Genomic DNA, 11,188 nt, shown 5'->3' with positions numbered 1-11,188 from the left:
CCATGGCTGCCAGCGGTCAAAAGTGCTGGATCAGGGCGCAGGGCCTGCGTCTGGGGGAGAACCTTGGGTGATCCGGGGCACCATGTGCGCTGCGGAGCTGGCAATGAACAGTCGAACGGGAGAACGGTTAAAAGAGACTTTGCGAATAACGTGAATCAAAAAATGCGTTTCAAGTTCAACTTTCCGACATGTTGTTCACAGCCGATGTTGGGATAACTTTTGTCACTTTGTTGTTGCGCAAAACGGGTCGGGCCCGGGGTTGGTTTTCTCCTCTGAAAAGGCGACCGGGCGCGATCGCCATGGCGCCAAGGAGGCGTGGAACGACGGACCGCCAGGTGGTTTCGGCCGGGAAATCCACCTTCATCCCGACAAATATTTCACAGATGGCATGGGGGCTCCAGGTGTGCAGATTTTGGTGTCCCTAGTAGCGTGCGCGGTGATGCGGGCGGGGGTGGAGGCGGAACGGGGACGGAATTGCCTCCGAGCAGAGTCCGCCGTGGAGCCTTCCTGATGCTGACCTCGCACGTGAGGTCGGGCCAAGGCCGACCCTACAGGCTCACGCATTTTCCAACTGGTGCGGCTCAGGGTCCGTCCACTTGCCGTGCTCGCGGATGAGGGCGATCAGGCGGGCGTCGGCCTCGGCCTGGGGGATGTTGTATTGGACGCAGTTCTTGCCGACGTAGAGGTTGATCTTGCCCGGGGCGCCGCCGACGTAGCCGAAATCGGCGTCGGCCATCTCGCCTGGGCCGTTCACGATGCAGCCCATGATGGCGAGTTTCACCCCCTTGAGGTGGCCGGTCTGGGCGCGGATGCGCTGGGTGGTGGACTGGAGGTCGAAGAGGGTGCGACCGCAGCTGGGGCAGGCGACGAATTCGGTCTTGGAGATGCGGGCGCCGGCGCCCTGCAGGACATTGTAGGCCAGCTTGGTCGAGCGGGTGACGTCCGCCTCGGTCTCGATGCTGACGAGATCCCCGAGTCCGTCGCACAGCAGGCTGCCGGTGAGGAAGCTGCCCTCGAGGAGCTTGGCGAGGAAGCTGGGATCGCCCTGCACGGCGGTGCCGGCGGTGTTGCGGATCCAGAGCGGAGCGCGGCAGCCGGCGGCCCGGAGCGCCTCGGCCAGCCGGCGGTAGTCGCCGATGGCATGGCCCGGGCCGGAGCGGGTGGAGAGGGTGAAGAGGAGGCCTGCCCCGTCGGCCTGCCGGAGGCCGGGGGCGAAGGCGGCGAGGTCGGCCGGCGCGATCTCCGCGGCGAGGAACTGGCCGTGGCGTTGGACCAGGTCGGCGAAGGTCGTGAAGGTGGCGGTCTCGGCCGGGCCGAAGCGGCGCACGAGCATCAGCCGGCCCTGGGCCATGGCCAGCAAGGGCTGCAGCACCTCGGGGGCGAGGGTGGGGGCGATTTCCAGCGCGAGGAAATCCACCGGCAGGGCGGTCTGCGTGAGGACCTCGCAGAGCGTGCCCAAGTCGCCGGGAGAGTGGATGGGCACCAGCAGGCCCTCGGCGGGGGTGTCCTTTAGTTTCGGGGCGGCCAGGGCTTGGGCGGCCGCGGCGAGTTGGTCGACCGCGGCGACGCGCACGATGACGCGGGGCGGGTGCTCGGGGCCGACGAGGCAGCGGTCGGACAGTTTCAGGGTCGAGGTCTCGCGCCGGGTGAAGTGGTAGGGGTCGACCGCGTCCGTGACGGGGGTTGCGGGTTGACCGTTGGAGGCTGCCCACAGGCTCATGGCCTTGGCCGCGATGGCCTGGGCGACGGGGATCTCGTAGACCGAGTCCTCGGTGAGGGACACGCGGATGGTGTCGCCGAGGCCGTCGAGCAGGAGGCTGCCGATGCCGATGGCGCTCTTGATGCGGCCGTCCTCGCCGTCGCCGGCCTCGGTCACGCCGAGGTGGAGCGGGTAATGCATGTCCTCCTGGGCCATCCGTTGCACGAGCAGGCGGTAGGCCTGGATCATGACCTTCGGGTTGCTGGACTTCATCGAGAGGATGAGGTCGTGGTAGGAGTGCGAGCGGGCGATGCGGAGAAACTCGAGGGCGCTCTCGACCATGCCGAGCGGCGTGTCGCCGTAGCGGTTCATGATACGGTCGGAGAGCGAGCCGTGGTTGGTGCCGATGCGCATGGCGCGGCCGAGGGCCTTGGCGCGGAGCACGAGCGGGGAGAAGGTCTCGTGGATGCGCGCGAGCTCCTCATCGTAGTCGGCGTCCGTGTACTCCTTGACGGCGAATTTCTTCTTGTCGGCGTAGTTGCCGGGGTTGACGCGGATCTTCTCGACGTGCTCCACCGCCTCCATGGCGGCGGAGGGGAGGAAATGGATGTCGGCCACCAGCGGGATGGAGCCGAAGCCGGCGGCGGTGAACTGCGCACGGATGTCCTTCAGGCACTTGGCCGCGGCGACGTTGGGCGCGGTGATGCGGACGATTTCGCAGCCGACCTCGGCGAGGGCGATGGACTGCTGCACCGTGGCGGCCACATCCTGGGTGTCACTGGTGGTCATGGACTGCACCCGGACGGGATTGGTCCCACCCACGCCCACGGTGCCGACCTTCACCTCAACGGTGGCGCGGCGGATGGTCTGGAAGCGGGAGGAGCAGTAACTCATGGCGGAGGAAGAAAAGTAACAAGGATCAAGGGACAAGTGGCAAGAGCTGGAAAACGTGGAGGCGGGGTGCCCTCACCCCGCGCTCGCAGCGGATACTGGTCCCCGCGGGGTGAGGGCACCCCGCCTCCAGGAATGCGGCCTATTTGGCCGGCTTCTCTTCTGCGGCCTTCTCGGCGGCGTGGTCCGCCTTCACGTCGCGGGCGATGCGGCGGACGTCGAAGACGCTGACATAAATGATCATGGAGAGCAGCAGGATCATGAAGGCGCTCTGGGTGGCCGCGATGAAGTTGGTCGGCAGGGCCCGGCCGCGCAGTTTGCCGATGGTGGCGAAGAGCATGTGGCCGCCGTCGAGCACGGGGATGGGCAGGAGGTTGAAGATCGCGAGGTTCACGTTCACGAGGATGGCGATCCAGAGGACATAGCGGATGCCGGCCTCGGAGGCGTCCCAGTAGATCTTGCCGATGCCGATCGGGCCGCTGAGCTTCGAGATGCCGATGTCGGACTGCGGGTGCAGGAGGCTCCAGAGCGTGCGCCAGGTCATGGCGACCTGGTTGGTGATCTGGGTGATGGGATTGGTGTGCTTGAGGCCGAAGGTCGTGCGATAGGCCGCGCCGAAAAGCGGCGGGGTGTCCTTGGCGCGATCAGCGGGCACGGTGATAGTGGACTCGGTGCCGGCGCGGGAGATTTTCAGCACGACGGCCTTGGGCTCCTTGGCCTGCATGGCATCCATGAGGGGCACCAGGTTGAGCAAGGGCGTGCCGTTGAGTTCCAGCAGGCGGTCGCCCACCTGCAGGCCGAGGGTCGCGGCGTAGGATTTTTCCGGCACCTCGGCGACGATGGGGGTGTAGGCGGCAAGGATGCCGACGCGGCGGATGTTGTCCTCGCCGGAGAGCCGCGGGTAGACGGGCAGGTCCAGCAGCTGGCCGTCGCGCTCGATGGTGAAGACCGCCCGGCGCCGGCCGTCATCCGTGACCCCGGCGCTGGTGACGAGGGTCTGGAGCAATTCGGGCCAGTCGGCCACCTGCGTGCCGTCGATGGCGCGGATGGCGTCGCCGACGCGGAGACCGGCCTCGGCGGCGGGGCTCGTCACGGTCGAGCCATCGGGCATGGTCATGGTCGCCGTGATGTAACCGATACGGGTCGTGGCCATGTCCTCGCTGGTGGGCTGGCCAATGACCCAAAGAATGGTGGCCAGGGCGAAGGCGAAGAGGACGTTGAAGAACGCGCCCGCGCCGAAGACGATCATGCGGGTGCCGTAGCTGATGGGTGGGAGGGTCGCGACGTCGATGTCGGACTCGCCCTCGACCGCGGCCATGTCGGCGAGCTGGGGCAGGGCGACGTAGCCGCCGAGGGGGATCCACGCGAGGCGGTATTCGACGCCGTCCTTCGCGGTGCGTTTCCAGATGGCGGGGCCGAAGCCGATGGAGAACCGGCTGACCTTCACCCCGCGGCGGCGCGCCGCGAGGAAGTGGCCGAGCTCGTGGACAAAGATCGAGCCGCCGAAGAAGAGGATGATCAGGAAGATCGCCCAGACGCTGCTGAAAAGGGAATTAAAGAAATCAGGCATGACGGAGGACAGAGGACGGGAGTCAGAGGACGCCGGAAAGGTGGGCCGTGGCGGTGACACGGGCTTCCTGGTCCACGTTCAGGACCGCGGCGAGGGAATTGGGTTCAACGGCGGGCAAGCGGGACAGAGTGTGTTCCACGATCCGGGGAATCGCAAGGAAGGGGACCCGGCCGGCGAGGAAGGCGGCGACGGCGACCTCGTTGGCGGCGTTGAAGATGGCCGGGGCGGTGCCGCCGGCGTGCATGGCCTCCCGGGCGAGGCGGAGGCAGGGGTAGCGGGTCTCATCCACGGGCCGGAAATCGAGGGAGAAGATCTTTTCCAGCGGCAGGGCGGACTCGGTGCTGGCGGGGGCGCGGTCGGGCCAGAGCAGGGCGTGCTGGATGGGGAAGGTCATCGACGGCGGGCAGAGCTGGGCGAGCATGGAGCCGTCGGTGAACTCGGCCAGGCAGTGCACGATGCTCTGGGTGTGGAGCACGGCCTGGCACTGCGCCGGCTGGAGGCCGAAGAGCCACTGGGCCTCGATGAGCTCGAGGCCCTTGTTGGCGAGGGTGGCGGAATCGACGGTGATCTTCGGGCCCATGGCCCAGTTGGGGTGCTTGAGGGCGTCGGCGACCGTGGCGGTGGCGAGTTTTTCCTGCGGCCAGTCACGGAAGGCGCCGCCCGAGGCGGTCAGGACGATGCGGCGGACCTCGTCGGGTCGCCGGCCCTCGAGGCACTGGAAGACGGCGTTGTGCTCGCTGTCGACCGGAAGCAGGCGCGCGCCCGAGGCCTGGGCGGCGGCCATCACGAACTTGCCGGCCATGACGAGGATTTCCTTGGAGGCGAGGGCGATGGTCTTGCGGGCGGCGATGGCCGCCAGCGCGGGCTGGAGCCCGGCGGTGCCGACAACGGCGATGAGGATGGTGTCGGCCTCGGGCAGGGTGGCGAGGGCACTGAGGCCCTCGAGCCCGCCGTGGAATTGGGTGCCGGCGGGGAAGGCGGCGTCGGACCGGGCGGCAGCCAGGGCGGCCGGATCGTGCAGCCCCACGTGGCGCACGCCAAACTGCCGGGCGATCTCGACCAGGCGGCCGTGGTTGCGCTGGGCGGCGATGCCGACGAGTTCCAGCCGGTCGCGGTGCGCAGCGATCACGCGCAGCGTGCTCTCGCCGATGGAGCCGGTGGCGCCGAGGAGGACGATGCGTTTTTTAGGACCGGGAGTCGCCATGTGAAGGGGAGGTTATGGCGTGAGGGGCGACAGGGGTTCCAGTCTGAAAGGGGGCGGGTAGGGGGTAGGTAGTAATTGGTATTTAGTATTTAGGAACAGGGCTGCGAGCGGCGAAACTCAGCAGGGAATACGCAAAAAGGCCCTAAGTACTAATTACCAAATACTAACTACTCCGTTCCTCACTCGAGGAACAAGAACATGAAATACGCCAGCGGGGCGGTGAGGATCAGGCTGTCGGTCAGGTCGAAGGCGCCGCCAATGCCGGGGATGAGGGCGCCGGTGTCCTTGGTGTCGGCGCGCCGTTTCAGGGCGGATTCGATGAGGTCGGAGACGATGGTCAGGACGGCGATCGGCACGGCGAGGAGCGCGGCCACCAGGGGCGTGAGCGTCGGGGAAAGATGCTCGGAGCCGAACCAGGCGATGGTGGCGCCGATGCCGGCGGAGATCAGCACACCGCCGACCGCGCCTTCCCAGGTTTTCTTCGGGCTGATGTGCGGGGCCATCTTGTGTTTGCCGAAGGCCAGGCCGCTCAGCAGGGCGCCGACGTCGCAGAACTTGGACACGGCGACGGTCCAAAGACAGAGGATGAGGTTGTCGCCCTCGTAGCCGTCACGCATCAGGATCGCCACGAGGAAGTGGAGCATGAAGGGAACGTAGAGCAGGCCGATCACGGTGGAGGTGATGGCCTCGATGCGGCTGGTGGGGTCGCGCTCGCCGAGCACGCGGACGCAGCAGACGATGAGGGCCAGGACGAGGAAGCCGACGGGCAGACTCGCGATGATCGAGGCTTCGTCGTAGAAATAGGCCAGGACGTAGGGGACGCCCGTGATCAGCAGGCTGAAGAGCTGGCCCATCCAGCGAAAGGGCCGGCCGCCAAGCTTGGCGGCCATACCGTAGAATTCATGCAGGGTCAGGCCCGAGAGCACGACGACGAGGCCGACCGCGCCGTGGGGTCCGAACAACCAGAGGCTGCCCAGGATGACGGTCCAGAGGACGAAGGTGCTGAGGAGGCGGGAGAGCATGGGAGGGGGTGGGGGACGAGGGCGGGGATTTCGGGTCCAGGGTCTGGGCTCTCGGGATTACGTGATCCTGATCACAGGTGACTTTTCTGGGCGGCGGCCAGCTGTTCGGTCGTCGCGCCGTAGCGGCGCTCGCGGCGGCCGTATTCATCGACGGCGGCCTGCAGGTCGGCGTGGCCGAAGTCGGGCCAGGCGACGGGGGTGAAGACCATCTCCGAGTAGGCACACTGCAGGAGCAGGAAATTGCTGACGCGCTGCTCGCCCGAGGTGCGGATGAGGAGGTCGGGCTCGGGGATGGCGGCGGCGCCGGTGTAGAGGTAGCGGCTGAAGTTCTCCCAAGAGGCGTCGGCGAGGTTTTCCCGGCCGGCCGAGACGGCGGCCGCGTAGTCGCGGGCGGCGTCGGCGACCTCGGTGCGCGCGCCGTAGTTGAGGGCCAGCACGAGGGTCCACTCGGTGAAGTCCTGGGTGGCCGCGATGACGCGGTTGAGCTCCCGCTGGACGTTGGCCGGCAGGTCGGTGGTGCGGCCGATGGTGAGGAGGCGGACGCGGTTCTTGATCAGGTTGTCGAGCTCGCGCTTAAGGAAGTAGTCGAGCAGGCCCATGAGGCCGGAGACCTCCTCGGGCGGGCGTTTCCAGTTCTCAACAGAGAAGGCGTACAGGGTGATGTAACGGATGCCGATCGCCCGGGCGGCGTCCACCACGGTCCGGACCGTCTCGACCCCGCGGCGGTGGCCCTCGAGGCGGGGCAGGCCGCGTGATTTCGCCCACCGGCCGTTGCCATCCATGATGATGGCGACGTGTTGCGGGATTTTGCCGGGTACGGGGGACGACATGCGAAAGGGTTATTGAGCGAGCGGCCGGCGCTTTTGACAAGCCCGCAGGTAGGGGTGGGGGGAGGGCCCTTAGTGTGGCGCTGCCTGAGGTCGCCGGCCGGCAGGCTCCTACAAGGAACACCCCATGCAGCCCGGCTTGCTTCGGTTGGGGAGCAGGGCACTTTTTGCCCATGGCCCAACCGATCACCCCGGCAGAGATCACGACCGCCCTGGCTGCGTTGCCGGGCTGGCAGCTGGAGCGCGACGCTCTGGCCAAGGAATTCAAATTTGGCACGTTCCGCGAGGCGATGTCGTTCATGATCCGCGTGGCCTTCGAGGCCGAGGGGTTGGATCACCACCCGGATTGGTGCAATGTCTACAACCGGGTCTCGATCCGGCTGAGCACCCACGATGCCGGCGGCAAGGTCACGGCGAAGGACGTGGCGCTGGCGAGGGAGATCGAGCGGGTCTCCTGGGTCGATTGATCAGAACACCCGGACGAAGGAGCGCTGTCCCAGGTCGATGAAATCGAAGGGGTCACCGGCGGGGGCCTTTCGCAGCAGCTGACCTTGCTCGTCGAGCACCACCACACCCGGTTCACCGAGTACCGCCGCGTGCAGTTCCCTTTTGTCCGCATCGTAAGCGAGGGAGGTGGTTCGCCGGAACGGAAAGTCCGCCGTGCGCAGCAGTTTGCCGTCCAGATCATGAATCCTCAAGGCCGCATAGGCGCCACTCGTCGCCAGCAGCAGCCGGTTCCGCACGGGGTCGTAGGCGATCGCGAGGGTCCATCCGTTCGAACCCTCCAATTCGAGCCGCCGGATGAATTTCCCGAAACGGTCCGTCTCGATCACGAAATTCTCCACCGGGCAGGTAAAGAAAAGATGTCCGTCGCGGGGCCGCACGGCCAGATCACCGCCGCCCATGGACGCCAGTTCGGGGATCGTGAATTCCCGTTTGATGCTCCGATCGGGGCGATCAATCACGCGGATGCGATTGCCAGGGGCCAGGCGCAGGAAGAGGTGGTCGGTGTACGGGTCGTAGGCGAGGCCCGTGAGCACCTCGTCCGCGGTGATGAAGCTCGGGACCTCGACCGTCTCCGCGGGGCCGGTGTCCCGGATCACCCCGGAATGGGCGGAGGAAATCGTGTAGAGATGATTGGGTCCCGGGGTGGCACAGCCCGCGGCGGCCAGAAGCGCGATCGCCAGGGCGGGGAAACGGATCGGCAGCGCCCGGTGCACGTCAAAGGACCTTCACGGCGGCCAGCACGAGCCGCTCAAAGGCGGCGGCGCCCTTGCCGGCGTTTTCCAAGGTGTGGGCGTGGGTGAGGTTTTCCGCTGACAGGCCGGCGCCCATGTTGGTGATGCAGGAGATGCCGGCGACCTTCAGGCCACAGTGGCGGGCGATCAGGCAGTCGGGCACGCTCGACATGCCGACGGCGTCGCCGCCCCAGGCCTGCACCATCCGGATCTCGGCCGGCGTTTCGAACGACGGGCCACGGAAAGCGACGTAGACGCCCTCATGCAGCGTGATGTTGGTCTCCTGCGCGACAGTCTTGATCTTAGCGCGGAGGCCCGGGTCCCAAGCATCGGTGACGGAGAAGAACCGCGGACCGAAGGCCTCGTCGTTCGGGCCGACGAGCGGGTTGAGCCCCATGAAGTTGATGTGGTCGGTGATGAGCATCAGCTCGCTGACGCCGATGGACGGCCGGAGGCTGCCGGCGGCGTTGGAGAGGAAGAGGGTGTCAACGCCCGCGGCCTGCACGGCGCGGATCATCGTCTTCAGCGGGTAGGCGTCGGCGGTCTCGTAGAAATGCTTGCGGCCGTTCAGCACAATGACGGGGACGCCGCCGAGCGTGCCGACGATGAGCTGACCGGCGTGGCCGGCGACGGTGAGCACGGGGAAGCCGGGCAGGTCGCGGTAAGCGAGGGTGACGGGGTTCTCCACCCGGCGCGCGAGGCCGCCGAGGCCGGAGCCGAGGATGAGGGCGATCCGCGGGCGCAGGTCGCCGAGCGCGGCGGTGATCTTCGCGGCGGCGAGGCGGACATTTTCGGCGTGGGTGGCGGACTCGTTCATGGCGGGGAGTGTGGATGAATGCAGAGGACACACAAGCCCGCGGGCGAGGTCCTCCGCGCTCCACTTTCCGCCGGGACCCACGGTGACCTCGCCATGGTTGCGCAGGAAAATCTGGCCTGCCGCCGGGAAACACGCCAATCACGGGCATGCGCCTGGCTATCGTCCTGCTGCTGATGTCGTCCGTGCTTGCGCTGCGCGCGGCGCCGCTGGGGGACTCGCCGTTGGGCCTGATCGCGACCGAGGTCCTGGCCGCGGCGGACAAGGGCGACCGCACCCGCGGCAACCACGTGACCCTGCTCGAGGGCGGTTACGATGCCCTTTTGCTCCGGGTGCACCTCATCCGGCACGCGCAGACATCCATCGCCGTGCAGACCTTCATCTGGAGCGACGACGAGTGCGGCCGGTTGCTGATGTACGAGCTGATCGAGGCGGCGAAGCGCGGCGTGCAGGTCCGTATCATCGCCGACCACCTGTTCTCCGACCAGGATCCGGACACCGTGGCATTCCTGGCGACGGTGCATCCGAACTTTGCGATCAAGCATTACCGGCCGGCCTTCGCGCGAATCAAGCCGTCGCGGCTGCAGCTCATGCTGGCGGGCCTGAAGTCATTCCATGCGGTGAACCAGCGGATGCATAACAAGATCATGCTCTTTGACGATGCCGTGCTCGTCACCGGCGGGCGCAACATCGAGAACAGCTACTTCAACCATGCCACCGGTCTGAACTACCGTGACCGCGACGTGCTGGTGGTCGGGCCGGCCGCGCGGGCGGCGGCGGAGTCGTTTCAGGAATTCTGGGACTACCGGCACGCGGTGCCCAGTGCCGAGCTGACGGACGTGGCCGCCGTCATGGCCCGGGGGAATTTCCGGCGCTACCCGCGGCGCGAGGACTGGGATTTCGGCGGCCTGTTTGGGGCGCTGGAGCGGGAGGCCGGGGACGCGGGGCTCATCCGGGCGCGCTTTGGGACGGCGCTGAAGCCGGTGGCGCGGGCCAAGTTCATCGCGGACGAGCCGGGCAAGGGCCAGGGCTTCTTCTCGACGACCGCGCGCATCACCCGCGAACTGCGCGGCACGCTGGAGCAGGCGCGCACGCGCGTCACGATCCAGACGCCTTACCTCGTGCTCAGCGGCCCGGCGCAACGGCTCATCGCGGGGATGCAAACCCGGAATCCCGGGCTGGTGATCCGGGTCTCGACCAACAGCTTTGCCTCGACCGACAACCTGCCGGCCTACTCAGCCAACTACCGGCTGCGCGGCGACTACATCGAGAAGCTGGGGTTGCAAGTGCACGAATTCATGCCGCAGCCGGCGGCCCGCTCGCGGTTGTTTCCGCAGTACGAGCGGATGGCCGCCCGGGCGACGCAGCTGAACGCCGCCGATGGCGACCGGCCGTTCCTCTCGTTGCACGCCAAGTCGCTGGTGGTGGACGACCGCTTTGCCTTTGTCGGTTCCTACAACCTGGACCCGCGCTCGGAGAACCTGAACTGTGAGGCCGGGCTGCTGGTGGAGGACGAGGCCCTCGCGCGCGCGCTCCGCGACGAAATCGACCGCGACCTGCAGCCGGAGAACAGCTGGGTCATTGCCCGCCGCCGGCTGCCCTTGCGGCTCGACGCGGTGAACGGGCTGATTGACGGCGTGATGTCGCTGAGCCCGGTCGACCTCTGGCCGGTGCAGAACACCTCGAGTTTCGAGCTCAAGCGCGGGGCGCCCGAGGTGGCGCCGGGCCATCCCGATTTCTACGAGCACCACCGGGATGTGGGCTCGTTTCCCGGGGCCGAGGGGGCCCTGTCGACGAAGGAAATCCTCACGCGGCTTTACAAGGCGGTCGGCACGCCGCTCACGCCGGTGTTGTGAGGGGGATTCGGATGTAGGGCGGGGTCGCCGAACCCCGCCGTCACGCGCAGCTGATATCACGGGCGAG

9 protein-coding genes are annotated in these 11,188 nt (G+C 67.2%); 2 read left to right on the top strand and 7 right to left on the bottom strand.

Annotation, left to right across the window (positions count from 1 at the left end; translation table 11 throughout):
* Nucleotides 1–556 precede the first annotated feature (556 nt).
* The 5 genes from ispG to uppS form a co-directional block, all read right to left on the bottom strand.
* The gene (ispG, locus tag Verru16B_RS17685) at nucleotides 557–2,593 is read right to left on the bottom strand and encodes a (E)-4-hydroxy-3-methylbut-2-enyl-diphosphate synthase (protein WP_069963522.1); all 2,037 of its coding nucleotides are present in this window, start codon (nucleotides 2,591–2,593) and stop codon (nucleotides 557–559) included.
* A 139-nt stretch (nucleotides 2,594–2,732) separates the two neighbouring features.
* Entirely contained in the window at nucleotides 2,733–4,160 is a 1,428-nt protein-coding gene (gene rseP, locus Verru16B_RS17680) for an RIP metalloprotease RseP (RefSeq protein WP_069963521.1), read from the bottom strand.
* A gap of 22 nt (nucleotides 4,161–4,182) precedes the next feature.
* Nucleotides 4,183–5,364, bottom strand: a complete 1,182-nt coding sequence (gene dxr / locus Verru16B_RS17675) for a 1-deoxy-D-xylulose-5-phosphate reductoisomerase (RefSeq protein ID WP_069963520.1) — start codon at nucleotides 5,362–5,364, stop codon at nucleotides 4,183–4,185.
* Nucleotides 5,365–5,543: 179 nt separating this feature from the next.
* On the bottom strand, nucleotides 5,544–6,386 hold the full coding sequence (locus Verru16B_RS17670) for a phosphatidate cytidylyltransferase (RefSeq protein WP_069963519.1): 843 nt from the start codon (nucleotides 6,384–6,386) through the stop codon (nucleotides 5,544–5,546).
* A gap of 71 nt (nucleotides 6,387–6,457) precedes the next feature.
* Entirely contained in the window at nucleotides 6,458–7,216 is a 759-nt protein-coding gene (gene uppS / locus Verru16B_RS17665) for a polyprenyl diphosphate synthase (RefSeq protein WP_069963518.1), read from the bottom strand.
* Nucleotides 7,217–7,386: 170 nt separating this feature from the next.
* Between uppS and Verru16B_RS17660 the strand changes: the two genes are divergently transcribed.
* The gene (locus Verru16B_RS17660; RefSeq protein ID WP_069963517.1) at nucleotides 7,387–7,680 is read left to right on the top strand and encodes a 4a-hydroxytetrahydrobiopterin dehydratase; all 294 of its coding nucleotides are present in this window, start codon (nucleotides 7,387–7,389) and stop codon (nucleotides 7,678–7,680) included.
* Here the strand turns inward: Verru16B_RS17660 and Verru16B_RS17655 are convergent, their stop codons facing one another.
* A complete protein-coding gene (locus tag Verru16B_RS17655; protein ID WP_069963516.1) occupies nucleotides 7,681–8,433 on the bottom strand; it encodes a YncE family protein in 753 nt (250 codons plus the stop codon).
* 1 nt (nucleotide 8,434) lies between these two features.
* A complete protein-coding gene (locus tag Verru16B_RS17650) occupies nucleotides 8,435–9,268 on the bottom strand; it encodes a purine-nucleoside phosphorylase (protein ID WP_069963515.1) in 834 nt (277 codons plus the stop codon).
* Nucleotides 9,269–9,414: 146 nt separating this feature from the next.
* On the opposite strand from Verru16B_RS17650, the gene Verru16B_RS17645 reads away from it, so the two are divergent.
* A complete protein-coding gene (locus tag Verru16B_RS17645) occupies nucleotides 9,415–11,121 on the top strand; it encodes a phospholipase D family protein (RefSeq protein ID WP_069963514.1) in 1,707 nt (568 codons plus the stop codon).
* Nucleotides 11,122–11,188 lie beyond the last annotated feature (67 nt).

This window comes from Lacunisphaera limnophila (assembly GCF_001746835.1).
GTDB classification, from domain to species: domain Bacteria; phylum Verrucomicrobiota; class Verrucomicrobiia; order Opitutales; family Opitutaceae; genus Lacunisphaera; species Lacunisphaera limnophila.
The sequence above is the reverse complement of the archived record's forward strand: the minus strand, read 5'-3'. Positions and strand labels throughout refer to the sequence as shown.

Excerpts from the sequence above, each read along its gene's own strand:
- ispG (WP_069963522.1), bottom strand. The coding sequence starts at position 2,593 with ATGAGTTACTGCTCCTCCCGCTTCCAGACCATCCGCCGCGCCACCGTT.
- rseP (WP_069963521.1), bottom strand. The coding sequence starts at position 4,160 with ATGCCTGATTTCTTTAATTCCCTTTTCAGCAGCGTCTGGGCGATCTTC.
- dxr (WP_069963520.1), bottom strand. The coding sequence starts at position 5,364 with ATGGCGACTCCCGGTCCTAAAAAACGCATCGTCCTCCTCGGCGCCACC.
- Verru16B_RS17670 (WP_069963519.1), bottom strand. The coding sequence starts at position 6,386 with ATGCTCTCCCGCCTCCTCAGCACCTTCGTCCTCTGGACCGTCATCCTG.
- uppS (WP_069963518.1), bottom strand. The coding sequence starts at position 7,216 with ATGTCGTCCCCCGTACCCGGCAAAATCCCGCAACACGTCGCCATCATC.
- Verru16B_RS17660 (WP_069963517.1), top strand. The coding sequence starts at position 7,387 with ATGGCCCAACCGATCACCCCGGCAGAGATCACGACCGCCCTGGCTGCG.
- Verru16B_RS17650 (WP_069963515.1), bottom strand. The coding sequence starts at position 9,268 with ATGAACGAGTCCGCCACCCACGCCGAAAATGTCCGCCTCGCCGCCGCG.
- Verru16B_RS17645 (WP_069963514.1), top strand. The coding sequence starts at position 9,415 with ATGCGCCTGGCTATCGTCCTGCTGCTGATGTCGTCCGTGCTTGCGCTG.